18 protein-coding genes are annotated in these 18,457 nt (G+C 41.4%); 10 read left to right on the top strand and 8 right to left on the bottom strand.

Going from position 1 to position 18,457, the window contains the following annotated elements:
* Positions 1-69: 69 nt before the first annotated feature.
* The 4 genes from pflA (at position 70) to LA313_RS14600 (ending at position 5,196) form a co-directional block, all read left to right on the top strand.
* Positions 70-858, top strand: a complete 789-nt coding sequence (pflA, locus tag LA313_RS14585; protein ID WP_228916276.1) for a pyruvate formate-lyase-activating protein — start codon at positions 70-72, stop codon at positions 856-858.
* 248 nt (positions 859-1,106) lie between these two features.
* Positions 1,107-2,729 carry an aspartate:alanine exchanger family transporter gene (locus tag LA313_RS14590; RefSeq protein ID WP_228916278.1) on the top strand — a complete coding sequence of 541 codons (1,623 nt, stop codon included), beginning with the start codon at positions 1,107-1,109 and terminating at the stop codon, positions 2,727-2,729.
* A gap of 150 nt (positions 2,730-2,879) precedes the next feature.
* Complete coding sequence (locus LA313_RS14595; protein ID WP_228916280.1) at positions 2,880-4,226, top strand: serine hydrolase domain-containing protein; 1,347 nt, start codon at positions 2,880-2,882, stop codon at positions 4,224-4,226.
* A 199-nt stretch (positions 4,227-4,425) separates the two neighbouring features.
* Positions 4,426-5,196: a PepSY-like domain-containing protein gene (locus LA313_RS14600; RefSeq protein ID WP_228916282.1), complete on the top strand. Its 771-nt coding sequence runs from the start codon at positions 4,426-4,428 to the stop codon at positions 5,194-5,196.
* A 139-nt stretch (positions 5,197-5,335) separates the two neighbouring features.
* On the opposite strand, the gene LA313_RS14605 is transcribed toward LA313_RS14600, so the two are convergent.
* From LA313_RS14605 to LA313_RS14635, 7 genes are all read right to left on the bottom strand, one after another.
* Positions 5,336-5,860, bottom strand: a complete 525-nt coding sequence (locus LA313_RS14605) for a nuclear transport factor 2 family protein (RefSeq protein WP_228916283.1) — start codon at positions 5,858-5,860, stop codon at positions 5,336-5,338.
* Complete coding sequence (locus LA313_RS14610; RefSeq protein ID WP_228916285.1) at positions 5,817-6,257, bottom strand: hypothetical protein; 441 nt, start codon at positions 6,255-6,257, stop codon at positions 5,817-5,819. The genes LA313_RS14605 and LA313_RS14610 overlap by 44 nt, the downstream gene beginning before the upstream one ends.
* Positions 6,258-6,818: 561 nt before the next feature.
* Positions 6,819-7,400 carry a DUF1989 domain-containing protein gene (locus LA313_RS14615; RefSeq protein ID WP_228916287.1) on the bottom strand — a complete coding sequence of 194 codons (582 nt, stop codon included), beginning with the start codon at positions 7,398-7,400 and terminating at the stop codon, positions 6,819-6,821.
* Positions 7,384-7,995, bottom strand: a complete 612-nt coding sequence (locus LA313_RS14620) for an FMN-binding negative transcriptional regulator (protein ID WP_228916289.1) — start codon at positions 7,993-7,995, stop codon at positions 7,384-7,386. The genes LA313_RS14615 and LA313_RS14620 overlap by 17 nt, the downstream gene beginning before the upstream one ends.
* Before the next feature lie 3 nt (positions 7,996-7,998).
* On the bottom strand, positions 7,999-8,682 hold the full coding sequence (gene gntA, locus LA313_RS14625; RefSeq protein WP_228916291.1) for a guanitoxin biosynthesis heme-dependent pre-guanitoxin N-hydroxylase GntA: 684 nt from the start codon (positions 8,680-8,682) through the stop codon (positions 7,999-8,001).
* A gap of 105 nt (positions 8,683-8,787) precedes the next feature.
* Positions 8,788-9,054 carry a SemiSWEET family sugar transporter gene (locus LA313_RS14630; RefSeq protein WP_228916293.1) on the bottom strand — a complete coding sequence of 89 codons (267 nt, stop codon included), beginning with the start codon at positions 9,052-9,054 and terminating at the stop codon, positions 8,788-8,790.
* Positions 9,054-9,911 carry an SDR family oxidoreductase gene (locus LA313_RS14635; RefSeq protein WP_228916295.1) on the bottom strand — a complete coding sequence of 286 codons (858 nt, stop codon included), beginning with the start codon at positions 9,909-9,911 and terminating at the stop codon, positions 9,054-9,056. Before LA313_RS14635 ends, LA313_RS14630 begins: the two co-directional genes overlap by 1 nt.
* A 126-nt stretch (positions 9,912-10,037) precedes the next feature.
* Here LA313_RS14635 and LA313_RS14640 point away from each other — a divergent pair, with 126 nt between their 5' ends.
* Positions 10,038-11,273 carry a BaiN/RdsA family NAD(P)/FAD-dependent oxidoreductase gene (locus LA313_RS14640; RefSeq protein WP_228916297.1) on the top strand — a complete coding sequence of 412 codons (1,236 nt, stop codon included), beginning with the start codon at positions 10,038-10,040 and terminating at the stop codon, positions 11,271-11,273.
* Here LA313_RS14640 and LA313_RS14645 read toward each other — a convergent pair.
* On the bottom strand, positions 11,254-12,069 hold the full coding sequence (locus LA313_RS14645; protein ID WP_228916299.1) for an SDR family oxidoreductase: 816 nt from the start codon (positions 12,067-12,069) through the stop codon (positions 11,254-11,256). The two genes, LA313_RS14640 and LA313_RS14645, sit on opposite strands and share 20 nt — an antisense overlap.
* An 87-nt stretch (positions 12,070-12,156) precedes the next feature.
* Here LA313_RS14645 and LA313_RS14650 point away from each other — a divergent pair, with 87 nt between their 5' ends.
* The 5 genes from LA313_RS14650 to LA313_RS14670 all read left to right on the top strand — a co-directional run bounded on the left by LA313_RS14650 (position 12,157) and on the right by LA313_RS14670 (position 18,428).
* Positions 12,157-13,242 carry a diphosphomevalonate/mevalonate 3,5-bisphosphate decarboxylase family protein gene (locus tag LA313_RS14650; protein ID WP_228916301.1) on the top strand — a complete coding sequence of 362 codons (1,086 nt, stop codon included), beginning with the start codon at positions 12,157-12,159 and terminating at the stop codon, positions 13,240-13,242.
* Between the two features lie 235 nt (positions 13,243-13,477).
* Positions 13,478-14,416 carry a mevalonate kinase family protein gene (locus LA313_RS14655; protein ID WP_228916303.1) on the top strand — a complete coding sequence of 313 codons (939 nt, stop codon included), beginning with the start codon at positions 13,478-13,480 and terminating at the stop codon, positions 14,414-14,416.
* Positions 14,417-14,424: 8 nt separating this feature from the next.
* Positions 14,425-15,330 (top strand): geranylgeranylglycerol-phosphate geranylgeranyltransferase, encoded by a 906-nt coding sequence (locus LA313_RS14660; RefSeq protein ID WP_228916305.1) that lies wholly within the window; start codon positions 14,425-14,427, stop codon positions 15,328-15,330.
* 532 nt (positions 15,331-15,862) lie between these two features.
* Complete coding sequence (locus tag LA313_RS14665) at positions 15,863-16,768, top strand: pseudouridine synthase (RefSeq protein WP_228916307.1); 906 nt, start codon at positions 15,863-15,865, stop codon at positions 16,766-16,768.
* Positions 16,769-17,030: 262 nt separating this feature from the next.
* On the top strand, positions 17,031-18,428 hold the full coding sequence (locus LA313_RS14670) for an arginine decarboxylase (protein ID WP_228916309.1): 1,398 nt from the start codon (positions 17,031-17,033) through the stop codon (positions 18,426-18,428).
* The last annotated feature ends 29 nt before the right edge of the window (positions 18,429-18,457 follow it).

Raw genomic sequence — 18,457 nt, forward strand, 5'->3', positions numbered from 1 at the left:
GATTTCAGCCTTCCCCCCTAAAGCGATCTCCTGATGTTTTTTTTATTACTTTATACAAAATCGAGGATTATGATAAAAGATGGTTTGCTGGTTGCACAGGAAGTAGAACAATTGAATCTGGGATCATCTCAACAGCTTAGAGTGCATTCCATTGAATCTTTTGGAACCCACGATGGTCCCGGCATTAGAATGGTAGTATTTGTACAGGGTTGCCAGTTTCGCTGTCTTTACTGTGCTAATCCCGATACTATGGATATAAAGGGCGGAAATTTGTTGGAGATCGAAGAGCTTGTAAGCAGGGCAATAAAGCAGAAACCTTATTTTAGAAAAAAAGGCGGGGTGACCGTTTCTGGTGGAGAACCGCTACTGCAGCGCAGCATCATTAAAAAGCTTTTCGACAGGCTGCACGAAGAAAATATTAATACAGTACTTGATTCCAATGGCCGACTCATTGATCAAGCCGCAAAGGACCTCCTGGATGTAACCGATTTGCTAATGCTGGACGTGAAGCATTTCAACAACGAATGGCATAAAAAACTCACCCGCGTTTCTAATACCAGCACTTTTAAAGTAGCCGAATACAGGGAGTCCACGGGAAAACCTATGTGGCTAAGATATGTACTGGTTCCCGGCTGGAGTGACCAGGAGGAGCATCTGCACGAACTTGGACAACATTTTAGGAACTACAAAACAATAGAGCGGGTAGAGATCCTGCCTTATCACCAATTAGGCGTTCACAAGTGGGAAGCTTTGGGAATGGAATATAAGCTTAAAGATGTAGATCCACCCGACACTCAAAACCTGGAAAAAACCGCTGCCATTTTTAGGAATTACTTTCAGGATGTGCGGGTGAATTAGGGAAATCTATTAGACCGCTTCACCAGCCCGGCCGGTAAGGAAGGATAACCTAAATATCAAATCGGTTATGGGTGAACACATTAGCTTTCTGTGTCTAAATGACCGTTCTTAAAGAGATGTTTTTTTTACAAGCCCCGCATACATTATTCATTCAAATAGTTGAATCTTTGCAGCGGTAAAATTGTTTTTCGAAAAGCCATTTTTGAGTGGTTTATCGACGGTTGAAAATAATTAAAATCAGATCTTAAATGTCTTCACTCCTTGACTTTCTTAGCGTTGACTATGTTGCTCTGTTCATAATCATTGGTATAGGTATTATTCTGGGTAAGGTATCCTTTAGGGGTCTCTCCCTGGATTCTTCGGCCGTGATTTTTGTTGCCATGTTCTATGGCTATGTAATGTTTTCCCAGGGCATCGAGTTTGCCTTCCCGGGAATCATTCAGCAAATAGGGTTATTGCTTTTCATCTTTACTATTGGAATGCAGGCCGGGCCCACTTTTTTTGAAGTTTATAAGTCGCAAGGAATGAAGCTTATAAGTATGGCTTTTTTGACCGTTGTGGTGGGTGCTATTACAACATTTGTCTTAGCCATTGTTTTCGACATTGACTACAGGCTCTCTGTAGGACTGTTTTCGGGAGCGCTAACCAGCACTCCGGGTTTAGCAGCAGCTATTGAAGCTACCGGCTCCTCTTTGGCATCCATTGGATATGGGATCGCTTATCCTTTCGGGGTAGTAGGGGTGATCCTTTTTGTAAGGCTGATTCCGAAAATTTTTGCCACCAATATGGCTAAGGAAGAACAAAAATATGCCGAAGAAACTCAAACCCAGATCCCTGAAGTTACCCATAAGAATTTCATTATAACCAATGAGAATGCCGACGGGAAAACCATTAGGGAATTAGATATTAGGTTAATGACCAAAGCGAATATTTCCAGGGTCATGAGGGCAAATGAAACTTCCATTCCGCCGGCAGCAGACCTCGTTCTCCGAAAGGGTGATCTCGTACGTGCTGTAGGGACGAATGAAGCGCTTAAAAGAGTAGAATTGCTTTTAGGAAAGCCAACAGAGGTTGATATCCCCGAGAGCGGTATGTTCGAAGTAAGATGGTATGTAGTTTCAAAACGAAATGTGGTAAACAAAACATTAGGGGAATTAAACTTAAGAGAAAATTATAAGGCTACCGTTACCAGGATTCGAAGGGCTGGTATTGATCTGCCTGCAAGACCATCTGTAAAACTGAAATTCGGCGACCGACTTTTTATTTCCTCAACCAGGGGAAATGTCAATGGTCTCAGCCTGCTTTTTGGGGATAGCATGAAGGAAGTGGAAACTACCAGTTTTTTACCGGTAGCACTGGGTATTGTAATCGGCTTGATCCTGGGAGGTATTGAAGTACCTCTTCCCGGGGGAAGCTCGTTTTCACTGGGTCTTACAGGAGGGGTTTTGTTAGCTGCCCTTGTTTTGAGCAGAATTGGAAAAACAGGACCAATTTTATGGAATCTTCCGGGAACCGGAAATCACATCCTCCGGCAATTTGGTCTTTTACTCTTTTTAATTCCTGTAGGCCTGGCTGCCGGAAGCCAGTTAGGTCCTACGATACAGGAGTATGGGCTGAGTCTTTTTGCAATAGGGGCAGCGATAACTTTAATCCCCATGATCTTTGTAGTCCTCGTAGCCAGACTTATTCTTCAAATGAATTTTCTGTCAGTGCTGGGAGCTTTGACAGGTGGGATGACCAGTACCCCGGGGTTAAGTGCTGTTGATTCAATGACAAGTAGCGAAGGCCCACAGGTAGCTTATGCGACTGTTTATCCTTTTGCACTGGTTGCCATTATCATTTTTACCCAGGTTCTCAGTTATATTTTATAGAAAAACTGACAAAGTTTCTCTAGTTAGGAAGGTTTAAAAATTTCCAAACCACTGCTCCCTGTATTTAATTCTTCAAAAATCCGGTATTATTCCCTCATTTTTGGAGGGTATTGGGATTTACGTTTATATTTAAATTCCCAATATTTCTCCATGAAAAAGATCTTTACTGCCGTTCTTATCTTCATTCTCCTCGGGCTTGGAATTGTCGCTTACATCTACTATCCCCGTCTCAATCTCATCACCGGTTTTGCAGCGAAGAACCAGTGTTCCTGCGTCTTTGAAGCCAATCGTGATCCCGGGACCGTAGCTTCTCAGGACAATGGCTTTGATCCTGTGGATCTCGCAGAGTATGAAATAGATTATGAAAAACGTTCAGCTTCAGCCACTGTCTTTGGGCTTAAAAAGCGTACTGCACAGTTTAATCCCGGACTCGGTTGCACTCTTCTTCCGGAAGGAAGTGACAAAAATGACCTGCCGGAAGCAAGTCCTGAACGGGTGCAAACTCCTGTTGCAGCGCCTTATCCTTATGGACATGAGAGTCCGCAGGATACAGTTTTTGCTGAAGTTGATACCGCTCAGCTGGAAATAGCGCTTGAAAATGCCTTTTTAGAGGAGCATAAAACAAGAGCTGTTGTAGTTCTTTACAAAGATCACCTAATAGCCGAAAGATATGCCCCGGGTTTTTCTGAAGAAACTAAATTATTGGGGTGGTCAATGACAAAAAGTATTACCAGTGCCGTACTGGGGGTGTTGGAAAAACAGGGGGAAATTGACCTGGAGCAGGACCACCTGTTTCCCGAATGGGAGGAAGATGAAAGAGCTCAGATCACGATCAATGATCTCCTGCACATGAACAGCGGACTCGCCTGGGAGGAAGATTACACTAAAATTTCAGATGTTACAAACATGCTTTTTCTGGCCGAAGATATGAGTGAAGTTCAGCTTTACAAACCCCTGGTTGGCGAGCCCGGCAGCATCTGGAACTATTCTTCGGGTATTTCTAATCTTTTATCAGGTTTTATTCGGGATCAATTTAATTCCTATCAGGAATACCTCGACTTTTGGTATAAAGAACTTATAGATAAGATAGGAATGCATTCCATGACCCTGGAGACAGATCTTGCAGGGAATTATGTAGGATCTTCCTATTCCTGGGCCACTGCCCGCGACTGGGCCAAATTTGGGTTGCTGTATCTCAGTGAGGGCAACTGGAATGGAGAACAGATCATCAACAAAGATTGGATAGATTACACGGTAAAACCTGTGGAGGGCTCCAATGGGGAATATGGCGCACATTTCTGGCTCAATGCCGGCGGATTATATCCCGATGTGCCGCGCGATCTGTTTTCAGCCAACGGTTTCCAGGGCCAACATGTTTTCATTATCCCTTCTAAAGACCTGGTAGTGGTTCGACTGGGACTGGTGGAGCACCCCGATTTTAATATTAATACATTTCTGCGCGAAGTAATAAAAGCTGTAGACTCTTTTTCTGAATGATTCGTAATTCAGAACGCTACGCAATTAGATTTTCAGGGATGACGGCGTGAGGCAGGCAGGCCTGGAGCAATTTTTTTCCGAATAAGCAAAAGTTAACAAAACCCGGTTAATGCTAAAATTGTGCTAAAACTGAAGAAGTTTAAAATTTGAAGCCGGTTCCCGCGTTTTACAGGCGCAAACCACTATAAATAAATGTATTATGAAAGAACTGAAGCTTTTTAGCCTGGCAATCGTGGCCATGCTCACTTTTAATTCCTGTTCCAGTGACGATGATGGCGGCGATAATGGAACAGATGTGGATCTTAACCTCACAGCGCCACGAGCTGATAATCATGTGAACACAGCTGCGCTACCACAGGTGATCCTTGATTACATAAGTACCAATTATCCCGAGAACACCATTTACGAGGCAGAAATTGAGGATAACAATAATTACGAGGTAGAGCTCAACGACGAAACAGAACTTATTTTTGATCAGCAGGGGAATTTCCTGGGAATTGATGACGATGATGACGATGATTTTGGAGATGAGCATATTGCACCCGCAAATCTTCCTGAAAACATCCGGGATTTCGTCACCACATATTTCCCCGGTACCACCATTGAAGAAGCTGAAATCGAAAACAATGGAAATTATGAGATCGAACTTTCCAATGATGTGGAATTGATCTTTGATGCCGACGGGGAATTTCTGGGTCGTGCAGACGATGATGATAACGATGACAAGGATGATGATGACATCGCAGTATCAGATTTGCCGCAGGTGATAAGAGATTATATAACAGAAAATTATCCGGACAACAGCATCATTGAAGCCGAAAAAGAGGATGACAATTCTTTTGAAGTTACTTTGAACAATGGCATGGAGCTAAAATTTGATTCCCAAGGGGCCTTCGTGAGCGTTGATGATCACAATGGAGATGACGACGATGATGATGAGGATGATGACGATGACAATAGCGATGGCTAATCTGGAACTTAATGTAAGTTTAAAAGGCCGCAGAAATTCTGCGGCCTTTTTATTTGATCCCGAAAAGGATTCAGTTCATTTAAAAGAGAAGAATAGAAGTGAAAATTAATTGACAGCAGAAAATGCTTTTTTTGAAACCCTAGCCTTTGTGATCATAGCTCAGTACCCGTTTTAGGATCCATTTTTCATCTTCCAGGAGCCATACATGAGTAAAAAGAGCAGTACTGGTTTGGTACAGTTCCTTCCCCGGCTCCTTAATAAAGAAATCATGCCGCCCCTTTTGAATTGCGCCATATAATTTGCCGTTCTGGTACAATGGATAGACCTGCAAGCTTGGTGCATCTAACTTTCTAATCGGCTTTTTATCTGGGGAGGAACAAATGTTGTTTCGAACATTGTTCAAAAAATCCTGCTTGTTCGTAGTAAGGCCTCCCTCTTCGTGATAAAATTCCAGATCCTCACCTATGAGGTGCTCAAATGCTGCGATGTCGCAATGGTTAAACCCTGCATCGAATAAAAGGCTGTCGTTCTTTTTTAGGATTTGGAAAAGTTCAGAATCTCTCGCTTCCTGGGACAGAACCGGCAGAGTAATGAAAAATGCGAGAAGGAAAAAAAATGCTTTATTTGGCCTTTTTAGAAGGTATTGATGAAAGTAAATTTTCAAGTTCTTCAGGCTTTTGGGTCCCAAGACAAAATTTCTTACCGTCTTTTAGTTCCACCGCCAAACCCTTACTCCCTTTTACATTATAGATTGTCCCATAAGAGGTGAAAAGCCGTATCCCCCAACCACCCACGAAGCCGTAATCTACCACCCTGGCAGATGCTATTTCGTGCCAGGGATAATGCCTTTTGATAAATGGGAAAAACCGGTACCTTATCCCTTCTTTGTCAACTTGTATAACTAAACGCATAACCAGGAAGAGGAGGCTTACCACAAGAAGTATTAAGGCTCCCAGGTTGGCAGGACCCATATAGAAAAGTAAGGCGCCAAGAGACAGCAATAATAGCCATAACCACCATTGGGAGAATTTTTGTGATTCTTTGAAAACGCTCTCTCTCATTCTTTAAAGCTAAGAAAAATTATGTTTTTGTCGTTTTACAAGTCCCTGAGAAGATTAGTGGAAAGATGAAACAAAAAACGGGAAGCCACTCTTAATATTAGAATCTTAAACTTTTCTGAGAAAGATTTGGGGCTTATAATCGTCATGGAAGCACTGCAATATTATCTTATCAAAGGTTAAATCTATTTCGCATTATTCTTCTCCCTTTGTATTGAAATGCTAAACATAAGAATAAGGAGCAAGCAAAAGAAATCTGCTACAACCTAACCGTTTAACGTTAAAAATGAAGAGTTCGTCGAATATGGATCGAAATTAAACTAAACCTTTGTTAATGATCTTCCTCAAAAAAATGTATTTTTTACATTTAAACAAAAATTGAATTTTAATGAAGTTTAAAATTAATAAAGCGGTTGTTCTTGCTGTATCGGTGTTTGGAATAGTGGCAGCTTTTTATATGAGTTACTTATTTTCACTCATTTAAAATGGGTCGTGAGAAATAATTTGCAAAATAAATTAAACCGGAGGAAACTCCGGTTTAGTTGTTTACTCTATACTCTAAAATTAATCCAGAATTTCGAAGTGAATAGGCTTGAAGCTGCCGTTGTTGCTGTCCTCGGCAGAGCAGGCAGTGAGGGCAACTATCAGATCCATTTCGGCTTCAAAGAGAACAAAATCTCCAGCTTTACTCATAGGAGGGTCCACACTTAAATTTCCCTTCTCATCAAATTGCACATTCATAAAAATATTGAACGCCGTAGGAACATCATCGGGTTCTATTCCGAAGGGAGCGAGATTGGTGTACAGGTTTTCAAAGCAACTGGGATGATAGTCGGGATTGTTGTACATGATCTTAAAAGTTTCCGGGCTGCATGGAGCCAGTAGAAAGTCATTGCGACCATTGGTGTCCTCCAGGATCTTCATCATTTTATGGCTTCGGTTACTCCACAACCAGTCGCCTTTTGAAATTAAAATACTTTCCTCAAAATCAAGAGTTTTCCCCGAAGAGATCTTTTCACGTGTATCTTCAGCATTAAATAAAACCATGTCGCTTACCTGTTCCCCCTGCGGATCGATCACCTTTAATTTTTGCCCTTTTTGAAGCTTGAAGGCTGCGCCGGTTTGTTTTTCAATGATCTGTACCATGTTCTTTTTTCAAATTCTTACTTAATGCTATGTCTTGTCTCTTTTCCAAATGACTACACACCGACTTTACATCATCTTTATCAAATCCCTGGTGTAATTTTGCGATCGCCTGCACCTTTACCGGTTCACACCAAAAACCTGTAATGAGCGGCAGATGGTCTTCTATCATGTCCCTGGGAAGGTCTTTGTAGTAGATTGGATCTTGTTTGTCGTTCTCGAATCTCTCAATAAGATTATCCAGGCTGTCCTCCAGCTCTTCAGTAGTCTGTAATTTAAGCTTTACGTTCACGTGTACGGCTGAATAATCCCATGTACTTATATTGATATCCTTATACCAGGAGGAAGAGACATAACCTTGTGCTCCGTGAAAGATAAGCAGGGCTTCAAGGCCGTCTTTTAGAAATTTGTACTGCTCATTGGCTTCCGCAATATGACCGTACAAAAGGAATTTTTCCGGAGTACCTTTCAGCAGGACCGGGATGTGAGTAGCCAGCAGGTCTTCCCCATTCAGGACAAAAGTTGCGAATGGGTGATGCTGAATAAAATCAAAAATGTATTGGGGATCTTGTTTAAGGTATTTCTTCTGCCGAAACATATTTTATTTCTTTCCGTGAAGAAAAGGACATTTCCATTCTTCTCCAACTTTTCGGCCACTATACTGCCGTGCCTCACTGTTTTCTCCAAAATCTTCGAGCATGGGATTAATGTCTCCCTGCAGGGCAGTATCTCTTTCCCGTATCTTATCCCTTACGGTATGATACGTGTTCATTTCCCTTAATTTCTCGAACTGCCAGTGTAGATTAAAAGCAATAGCAGGATAAGGTGCCTGCCTGGCTTTGCGGGAACTGTTGGGGTGTAAACCCACAATGTAAAAGGCTTTTCCGCCCAGGCTAAAGCTAAAATTCTTATTTTCGGGATCGGGACTTACTGCTTCATCCCATTCGGTATCGTCTACCTCGTGCAAATGTTGTAATTGTTCCCACAGTGTTTTTTCAAATTCTTCTTCGGTATAATCCTGCTTCCCTTTAAAGGCCACTAAAAAAGTCAAAAATTCATTGCTCTCGAAATCATAAGCTGCGATGTACTTCTTCAGGTCTGCCAGAATTGCTTTTGCAGTTTCCCTGCTTCCGAAGTTATCATATTCATGAAAGTCAACCTTATCCATACTAAAGACCGTTTGGGCCATTAAACATGGATGGTCCTTAGCTATGATAAAATCTTCGAATTCTGTTTTGGAAGAAGATGAATTATTATCAACTTCTGGGGTTTGTACACGTGACATAAATAGGATTTCTGTAAAAATAAAGCCTGAAGTGCTTTTTATCAGCAGGTTTAAGAATCTCTTAATTGAGTTTTAAGTAAGATTAACAGCTAAATGCGAAATGGGTTATTTTTTCTCCCGATAGCGGTAAATGAGAAACAGCATAAAACTATTAAGTGTGAATGCAACCCCATTTGTGGCAATAATAGGTATGTCTTTGGTAATGATCCCATAAGCCACCCAAAGCGCCAGTCCTGTTATAAGTACAAAGAACATTCCCAGGGAAACGTCATCCACCTCTTTCGTCTTCCAGGCCTTCCAGATCTGCGGGGTAACTGCGGCTGTTGTAAAGACTCCGGCGGTGAGACCTAATATTTCTGTCCAGCCTAACATTAAGCTCCAACAACTTCCCCACCATTAACATGGATCACCTGCCCTGTGATATAGCTGCCGTCCTTGCTGGCCAAAAAGACATAAGCGGGCCCTACTTCGCTGGGCTGTCCTGCTCTTCCCATGGGGACTTTTTTCCCGAATTCTGTTACGTGTTCTGCATCGAAACTTGCGGGGATGAGCGGAGTCCAGATAGGGCCCGGCGCCACACCGTTCACCCGAATGTTCTTTTCTGCGAGCATCTTGGAAAGGGAGCGGGTATAAGCCGTAATTGCGCCTTTAGTACTGGAATAATCCAGCAGGTGTTCACTACCCCTGTAAGCAGTTACCGAAGTGGTATTGATGATACAGTCCCCATCTTTAAGGTGCTTTAAAGCTTCTGTTACGGTAAAGAAATAAGGATAAATATTAGTTTCAAATGTTTTTCTCACCTGGTTTGAAGAAACATCTTCAGGATCCTCCTGTGGGAATTGCATGGCTGCATTATTCACCAAGATGTTAAGTCCGCCGAATTTTTCAACGGTCTTCTGTACCACTTCCTTACAAAAAGCTTCTTCTTTAAGGTCGCCTTTTATGGCCAGGCATTCAGAACCTGCTTTTTCAACCAGATTTTTAGTTTCTTCTGCGTCTTTGTCTTCAGAAAGATAGACTATAGCCACTTTTGCGCCTTCTTTGGCATAATGCACGGCAACACTTTGCCCAATCCCGCTGTCGCCGCCGGTAATAAGAGCCACTTTTCCCTTTAATTTATCGCTGCCCTTATAATCTTTCCTAATCACCTCGGGCTCGGGCTGCATTTTTTGCTGTTTCCCGGGTTGTTTTTTCTGCTCCTGCTTCGGAAGGTCTTTTGGTTTGCTCATAATTCAACTTTTGAAATTTAAAGTTATAGAAGCGCTCTCAAGGCTGCGGAAGGTTTAAGAAAGATTTAGCGCTGTCTTTAACAAAGAATAACGTCTTGCAGAAATCTCTACCTTTGAGGCTGAAAAATGACATTTTTGGAACCTCTTTCTTACGACATAATAATTATTGGTGGCGGTGCTGCCGGGTTTTTCACCGCAATAAATGCTGCCGAAATGGCGCCTGAAGCCCGCATTTGTATCCTCGAAAGGGGAAAGGAGCTGCTTACGAAGGTCCGGATCTCCGGCGGTGGCCGCTGTAATGTCACCCACGCCGAATTTCTTCCGAAGGAGCTCACACGCAATTATCCCCGGGGAGAAAAAGAATTACGTGGACCTTTCCACAGCTTTATGACGGGAGATACCATAGAATGGTTTGAGAAAAGAGGAGTTCCGCTAAAGATCGAAGAAGACGGCAGGATGTTCCCTGAGTCCAATTCTTCAGAAACCATCATAGATCTTTTTCTAGAGGAGTCAAAAAGGTTAAATATTGAAGTGCTTACAAAAAGGGCGGTGCAGGGCCTTAAGCAGAAGGATGGACGATGGGAAGTCACGACTTCGCAGGAAAATTTTACTACAGAAAAAGTTCTTGTAGCCACAGGCAGCAATCCAAAAATGTGGGAAATGCTGAAGGATCTGGGTCACACGGTTGTGCCCGGAGTACCTTCTTTATTCACCTTCAAGATCACAGATGCCCGAATTAAAGATCTCCCCGGAGTGGCGACAGATGCCGTGGTTCGAGTAAAAAGAGAAAAACTTGAAACTTCAGGACCGCTGTTGATCACCCATTGGGGCATGAGCGGCCCTGCCATTCTTAAACTTTCTGCCTGGGGCGCCAGGGAACTCAGCGATAAAAAGAATTTTGAGATCGAAGTCAACTGGCTGCCCGAAGTTTCTCCTGAAGAAATTACTAAAGAACTGCAACGCCTCAAAAAAGAAAACGCAAAACAGCATCCGCAGAATTATGCACAATTCGGTTTACCAAAACGACTGTGGCAAAGTTTGGTGAATGCCTCAGGAATTGGTGTTGAGGTTCGCTGGGCCGACCTTAATAAGCAACAGCTGGAGGAATTAACAAACCAACTTAGTTGTGGCACTTTTCAGGTGCACGGAAAAAGCACCTTTAAAGAAGAATTTGTTACCGCCGGCGGAGTTGAATTAAAGGAAGTTAATTTTAAAACCTTTGAAAGCAAGGTCTGTAAAAACCTCTTTTTGGCAGGTGAAGTTTTGAACATCGATGCCATTACCGGCGGCTTCAACTTCCAGAATGCCTGGACCGGCGGATTTCTTGCTGCAAAGGCTATGACTACCGACTCTGTTGCTTAAAAACCATTTTATTGAACCAGGAAGTGGGAAGGATCTTCCGGGCAAAGAGCACCGCCCCGGCACCTTTTCCGGCAGGATATCTTAATTTCTGAGATCCATCTGTAGCGGCTTTAAAAACTGTTTTTGCAACTACTTCGGGTCCGGGTGCTTTTTCATTTCTTTTCCTCATTCCGCTTAGAATATTTTTCTCCATTTTATTGTAACCTTTGACGGCATCATTTTCAAAAACTTTGAGAGACCTGCCATGGAAATCGGTTTTAATAGCGGCAGGTTCAATCATTTTCACTTTGATGTTGAACTGCTTTAGTTCATACTGCAAAGCTTCAGTAAAACCTTCGAGTGCCCATTTACTGGAGCAGTACAAACTGTAAAGCGGAATGGTGAACCGGCCTACCACAGAGGAGGTATTGATGATCATGCCTTCCCCTCTTTTTTTGAAGTAGGGAATAAATTCCCGGGTGAGATCCATAACTCCAAAGACATTAACCTGAAACTGGTGCAAAACCTGTTCCTCTGAAGATTTTTCAAAAGCACCTACGGCACCGTAACCCGCATTATTAAAAAGTACATCAATGGATGAGAAATCCTTTTCCACTTCAGAAATTATATTTTTCAAATGCTCTTTTTTAGTGACATCCAGCGTATAAAGCTTAAGATTTGGAAGCTCTTTCAGCTCTTTTTCTTCTTCGGGAGAACGCATGGTTGCTGCAACATTCCAGCCTTTTTCAGTAAAAAGTTTTGCTGTTGCCCTGCCAATTCCGCTGGAGGCACCGGTGATCAATATGGTCTTGCTCATAGTTTTATTTTTATTGCCTCTCTAAAATAGCATTTTTAAACGGCTTTAGCTTTTTCAGGAAAATCTATCTTTGCGTAAACTGCAAGCATGACCAAAAAAGATTTCATTCCGAAGCCATACGAGTCTTCTGTACAGCAAGGAGAAGTGACATGGGAAAGTCCGAGTAATATCGCTCTTGTAAAGTATTGGGGGAAACTGGAAAATCAAATTCCGGCAAATCCTTCAATCAGTTTTACATTGGATCATTGCCGGACCACCACTACACTGAATTTTCAGAAGAAAGAAAACCCTGCTTCCGATTTTGATTTTGAATTGCTTTTCGAAGGAGAGAAAAAAGAGTCTTTTCGTCCCAAGATCGAGAAGTTTTTAGAAAGGGTGGAGCCATATTTACTTTTTTTGAAAGATTATAAATTCAGCATAGAAACATCCAACTCCTTTCCTCACAGCAGCGGAATAGCATCTTCTGCCAGCGGAATGAGTGCTTTGGCGCTTTGCTTGATGAGCCTTGAAAAGCAGTTGGATCCCAAAATGGATGAGGAATATTTCACCCGAAAAAGCTCATTTTTGGCGAGGCTGGGGTCGGGCAGTGCCTGCCGCAGTATTGAAGGAGAGCTCGTTGTTTGGGGAATGCACAACACTATTTATGAGAGTAGTGACCTTTACGGAGTGCCTTTTAGAGATGAAGTTCACGAGAATTTCAGGAATTACCGCGACACAATTTTGCTGGTCGATAAGGGAGAGAAACAGGTGAGCAGTACCGTTGGTCATGATCTAATGAACGACCATCCTTACGCCGAAACCCGTTTTCGCCAGGCACATGACAATTTGGATAAACTCAAAAAGATCTTCCGCAGTGGCGATCTGGAGGAATTTATAAAAGTGGTGGAAAGTGAAGCATTAACGCTGCATGCGATGATGATGACGAGTCAGCCGTACTTTCTCCTAATGAAACCTAATACGCTGGCGATCATCAACAAAATTTTCAGGTTTAGGGAGGAAACCGGCCTGCACGCATGTTTTACTCTTGATGCGGGTGCGAATGTACATTTGCTCTATCCAGATAACGAGGCAGAGCAAACCCTGGAATTTATAGAAAACGAGCTTAAGCAGTACTGCCAGAACGGGCAGTATATCAATGACAAGGTGGGCAGTGGAGCGAAAAAACTGGCTTAAAATTTGATTGTTTACCTCCTGAAAATCAAGACTATTGCACAGATTTATAATGGGTGCTATATTTGCGGTTTAATAGGTGTTGCTTCTTTCTTTAACAGGATTTTATCATAAACTGATCATAATCATATGACTTAAAGAAGGTTGGAGGCCAAATGTTAATTAGTTTTGCTAACTTTGGTTAGACTTAAAAAGGAGTTTTTCAGCTTAGAAAGACCTCGCCCCAAACAGAAATGGTATGAAAGGACCTTTATTTTATTCAAAAATCTTACTCTTCGGAGAATATGGGATCATTAAAGATTCCAAAGGTTTATCTATTCCCTATAATTTCTATAATGGGGCTTTAAAGGTTGATGAAAATCCATCTGAAGAAGCACAAAAATCTAATCAAAGTCTCAAAAGATTTGCAGATTATCTTGAGGAGCTGCAGGAGAAAATGCCGGAGCTTGTCCAGTTCAATTTGAAAGAACTTAAGGCAGATATTGAAAAAGGTATGTATTTCGATTCCAGTATTCCACAAGGATATGGCGTTGGGAGCAGTGGTGCTTTAGTGGCTGCGATCTATGATGAGTATGCGGTAGAAAAGATCACGGTGCTGGAAAACCTTACCAGAGAGAAACTTTTAAAATTGAAAAAGATCTTTGGGGAGATGGAGTCTTTCTTCCACGGAAAGTCCTCTGGACTGGATCCCTTGAACTCTTATTTAAGCATTCCAATTCTTATAAATTCAAAAGACAACATAGAACCTGCCGGCATTCCGTCACAAACGCAGAACGGGAAAGGCGCGGTGTTTCTTCTCGACAGTGGGTCTGTTGGAGAGACTGCTCCCATGGTGAATATTTTCATGGAGAATATGAAGCAGGAGCCTTTCAGAAAAATGCTGAAAGACCAGTTTGTAAAACATACCGATGCCTGTGTCGATGATTTCTTAAAAGGTGATGTAAAATCCCTTTTTGGGAATATGAAGAAGTTGTCTCATGTTGTGCTTGATAATTTTAAACCTATGATCCCTGCTCAATTTCATAAACTTTGGAAAAACGGGATTGAGACCAACGACTATTATCTTAAGCTGTGTGGTTCCGGTGGGGGTGGATACATTCTCGGATTTACTGAAGATATTGAAAAAGCCAGAAAAGCATTAAAGGATTACCGCCTGGAAGTAGTCTACAACTTCTAAAGCGATCCATGGCTTCTATTTCCAAAAAGCGGCTTCTGCTTAAGATTCTCAGCTTTATTTCGGTCATTAGGGGCTACAATATCCTGGTGCTTGTCATTGCCCAGTATCTCACTTCTATATTCATCCTGGCACCCGATCATCCCATGGGGGAGGTGCTTTTTGATCCCAATTTATTTTTTATGGTGCTGGCTACGGCTTCTATTGTGGCTGCAGGATATATCATCAATAATTTTTACGACAGCGAGAAAGACCTGATCAATCGGCCGCAAAAGACGATGCTCGACAGATTTGTAAGTCAGCGTACCAAGCTTTCTGTATATTTTATTCTTAACCTTGCCGGTATATTTTTTGCCAGCTACCTCTCTTTTAGGGCAGTATCTTTCTTTGCTATATATATTTTTGTGATCTGGTTTTATTCCCACCGTCTCAAAAAAATACTCTTTTTCAATAATTTGGTGGCCTCTGTAATTACTATTACCCCATTCTTTGCGGTTTTCCTGTATTACAAGAATTTTGATACCGTGATCCTGGTACACGCGGCCTTTTTGTACCTTATCATCCTCATGCGCGAACCTGTAAAGGACCTTGAGAATATGAAGGGCGACATAGCGCAGGGCTACAGGACCATTCCTATTGTTTATGGCGAGAATGCCAGTAAGAGCTTAATTACCGCACTTACTTTTCTATCTATGATCCCGGTTCATTTTCTCATTTTTCATTTTGAGATCGGGAAGATGTATTACTTTTTTTACGGGGCTTTGGTTGTGCAGGTAATTTTCCTGCTGGTGCTCTATTTCAGCAAAGCAAAATGGCAGTATGTATTGTTGCACAACCTGTTGAAATTTATCATTGTCGCAGGTGTTTTTAGTATCCTCCTAATTGATGTGGATGCATTGCTTAGCAGAGTGTTTTAATTGAATATTTTAGAAGGTTTTCGAGTATAGAACCAGAAAATCTGAAATAAAGGCCACAGATGCACAGATAATTTTTTATTTCTCCTGAGTGGTATATTAGGAGCTATAATGAAGTGACATTGTCATTTCGATGGAGCTTTTTCGCGACTGAGAAATCTCATCATTATTACTCTAATATTAATAAAAAAAATGGGGCCTGCTTAGAGGGTTCGATGTTTTACACAAAGACCACTAAGCCAAAAAAATGAAGAGCACGAAGAATTTTGTCTCAAATGGAATTTGGTGCTTGGGATTTTTTTCATTTTTTCCCGCAGATCACGCTGATCTTCGCAGATTCTTTAATTGAATTTAAAATCCCTAATCACTAATCTCCAATTAACCTTTTTGGAATTTGGAACTTGGAACTTGGAATTTCATTTTTCATTCATCTTCAAATTTTCAAATCCCCACATCTTCAAATCTTGTATTGGATTTTGGTGCTTGCAATCGTATTGTTAAACAAACCACTATCTTTGTACAAAATTATTTTAATATGAGTAGAAATGACAGGTCATCCGGAAGCAGGGGAGACCGCTCTTCCAACAAAACGAGTAGCGGAAGACGGGGCGGTGCTGGCCGTTCCAAATCCCATTCCCGTGGGAATGCTCCGGTTAGCCGAGATGAAAAGGATCCTAAAAATATGTCCCGTGGCAATGCTCCTGTAAAAAAGAAGCAGGGTGCAGCCAAGAGTGAAGGAATAAGACTAAATAAGTTTGTAGCAAACTCTGGAGTATGCTCCAGGAGAGATGCCGATATCTATATTGCAGCAGGAAGCGTGACAGTGAACGGGCAGGTGGTTACAGAAATGGGCCATAAGGTGCAACTAAAGGACGAAGTGAAATTTGACGGCAGGCGTATCTATCCCGAGAAACCGGAGTATATCCTTCTCAACAAGCCAAAAGGGTTTTTCGTGACAGGAAGTCTTGATAACAAGAATAGAACTGTTATGGACCTTATTGCCGGGGCTTCAAAATCAAAACTTGATCCTGTTGGTAAACTTGAGACACAATCGACAGGTTTACTGCTGTTTACCAATGATGGAACTATGGCAAAGAATCTTGCCAATCCTAAAAACGGAATTAGACAGATCTACCACATAGAGCTTGATAAGGATCTTGCCTATGATGATCTACAAAAGATAAAAGAAGGTGTTAAGCTTGAAGATGGTATTGCTAAAGTTACAGAGGTAAGTTATGTAGAGAACAAACCGAAGAGGGAGATAGGTCTTGAGATAAAAAGTACCAAACCCCACATTGTTCAGAGGATTTTCAAAAGTCTTGGATACGAAATTATGAAACTTGATCGTGTAGTTTATGGAGGGCTTACAAAAAAAGATCTCACACGCGGCCACTGGAGAGTATTAAGTAAACAGGAGGTGATCAACCTTTCGAATATTTAATTTCACTCTGTAATAAAGCATAAAATTAAGGCCGGAAAGTTCTGAAAGGAGATATGAAAAAAATCCTTCAACTTTCCGGCTTTTTGATACATTTGCTTTAGCTTAGCAAATATGATGAAAGAAACACCACGGGCGCTACCCGGTTGGTTTATAGCATTTTCCCTCCCTGGCTATTTTCGCCTTAACAAACTTTTATCACCTTATTTTTTCAGCATTGGCTTATAATTTCTACTTTTTAACTTTAAACATTATTACGTAAAAATTGAATACGAAGTACAGCGATTTAATCGACCAGACATATTATTTCCCCCAGGAAGAATTTAATGTTGAAGAAGGCGAACTGCAATTTCATGGCATTGATCTTATGGAACTTGTAAAAGAGTACGGTGCGCCTTTAAAGTTTACCTACCTGCCTAAGATCTCGCAAAATATCAACAGAGCAAAAGATTGGTTTGCCGAAGCTTTAAGAAAGCATGATTATAAGGGTAGTTACAATTATTGCTATTGTACAAAAAGCTCGCATTTTCAACATGTTCTTAATGAAGCTTTGAAGAATGATATCCATATAGAAACATCAGCTTCAGTAGATATCAATATTGTGGAGAACCTTAAAAAGAAAGGGAAGATTACCAATGACACTTATGTCATTTGTAACGGTTTTAAAAGGAACGGCTATATTGCCAATATTGCAAACCTTATTAACGGTGGTCACAAGAATTGTATTCCCATAATTGATAATTATGAAGAGATCGATCTGCTTTCCGAAGCTATTGATGGGAAATACAAGATTGGGATTAGAATTGCTTCTGAAGAGGAGCCAAAGTTTGAATTTTACACCTCCCGGTTGGGAATAGGTTATAAAAATATTGTTCCTTTCTTTAATAAACAGATCAAGGACAATGACCAGGTGGAGCTGAAGATGCTACACTTTTTCATTAATACCGGAATTCGTGATACTGCCTATTACTGGAATGAATTGCTAAAATGTCTCCGGGTTTATATTAATTTGAAGAAGATTTGCCCTTCCCTTGACAGTCTTAATATTGGTGGAGGTTTTCCCGTAAAAAACTCTCTTCATTTCGAATATGATTATAAGTATATGGTGGAGGAGATCGTAAACCAGATCAAGATCGCCTGTGATGAAGCCGAAGTGGATGTGCCGAACATATTTACAGAATTCGGATCCTTTACTGTAGGGGAAAGCGGTGGTGCTATTTATGAAATTCTATATCAGAAACAGCAGAATGACCGGGAGAAATGGAATATGATCAATTCATCTTTCATTACAACCCTGCCCGATACCTGGGCAATAAGCAAGAAATTTGTCATGCTGGCGGTGAACCGATGGAATGATGAGTATGAGCGGGTATTACTTGGCGGCCTCACTTGTGACAGTGATGACTATTACAACTCCGAGCAGAATACTAACGCCATTTATTTACCTAAATACAAACGAGACAAGCCCCTGTACATTGGGTTTTTTAACACGGGAGCTTATCAGGATACCATTGGCGGTTTTGGTGGGTTACAGCATTGCTTAATTCCGCAGCCAAAACAAATTTTAATTAACAGAGATAAAGACGGAAACCTTGAAACTACCTTATTCAGCGAGCAACAGGAGCCTCAGGACTTTCTAAAAATACTCGGTTACGAGAAATAATATTTTTATATTTTTAATCTATAGTTGAA

This window comes from Salinimicrobium sediminilitoris, assembly GCF_020866905.1.
GTDB classification, from domain to species: Bacteria; Bacteroidota; Bacteroidia; order Flavobacteriales; family Flavobacteriaceae; genus Salinimicrobium; species Salinimicrobium sediminilitoris.

Coding starts and splice junctions, on each gene's coding strand:
- LA313_RS14610 (WP_228916285.1), bottom strand. CDS start 6,257: ATGAGAGAGAGCGTTTTCAAAGAATCACAAAAATTCTCCCAATGGTGG.
- LA313_RS14645 (WP_228916299.1), bottom strand. CDS start 12,069: ATGAGCAAGACCATATTGATCACCGGTGCCTCCAGCGGAATTGGCAGG.
- LA313_RS14665 (WP_228916307.1), top strand. CDS start 15,863: ATGAGTAGAAATGACAGGTCATCCGGAAGCAGGGGAGACCGCTCTTCC.
- LA313_RS14590 (WP_228916278.1), top strand. CDS start 1,107: ATGTCTTCACTCCTTGACTTTCTTAGCGTTGACTATGTTGCTCTGTTC.
- LA313_RS14655 (WP_228916303.1), top strand. CDS start 13,478: ATGAAAGGACCTTTATTTTATTCAAAAATCTTACTCTTCGGAGAATAT.
- pflA (WP_228916276.1), top strand. CDS start 70: ATGATAAAAGATGGTTTGCTGGTTGCACAGGAAGTAGAACAATTGAAT.
- LA313_RS14640 (WP_228916297.1), top strand. CDS start 10,038: ATGACATTTTTGGAACCTCTTTCTTACGACATAATAATTATTGGTGGC.
- gntA (WP_228916291.1), bottom strand. CDS start 8,682: ATGTCACGTGTACAAACCCCAGAAGTTGATAATAATTCATCTTCTTCC.
- LA313_RS14600 (WP_228916282.1), top strand. CDS start 4,426: ATGAAAGAACTGAAGCTTTTTAGCCTGGCAATCGTGGCCATGCTCACT.
- LA313_RS14620 (WP_228916289.1), bottom strand. CDS start 7,995: ATGTTTCGGCAGAAGAAATACCTTAAACAAGATCCCCAATACATTTTT.
- LA313_RS14650 (WP_228916301.1), top strand. CDS start 12,157: ATGACCAAAAAAGATTTCATTCCGAAGCCATACGAGTCTTCTGTACAG.
- LA313_RS14630 (WP_228916293.1), bottom strand. CDS start 9,054: ATGTTAGGCTGGACAGAAATATTAGGTCTCACCGCCGGAGTCTTTACA.
- LA313_RS14660 (WP_228916305.1), top strand. CDS start 14,425: ATGGCTTCTATTTCCAAAAAGCGGCTTCTGCTTAAGATTCTCAGCTTT.
- LA313_RS14635 (WP_228916295.1), bottom strand. CDS start 9,911: ATGAGCAAACCAAAAGACCTTCCGAAGCAGGAGCAGAAAAAACAACCC.
- LA313_RS14615 (WP_228916287.1), bottom strand. CDS start 7,400: ATGGTACAGATCATTGAAAAACAAACCGGCGCAGCCTTCAAGCTTCAA.
- LA313_RS14595 (WP_228916280.1), top strand. CDS start 2,880: ATGAAAAAGATCTTTACTGCCGTTCTTATCTTCATTCTCCTCGGGCTT.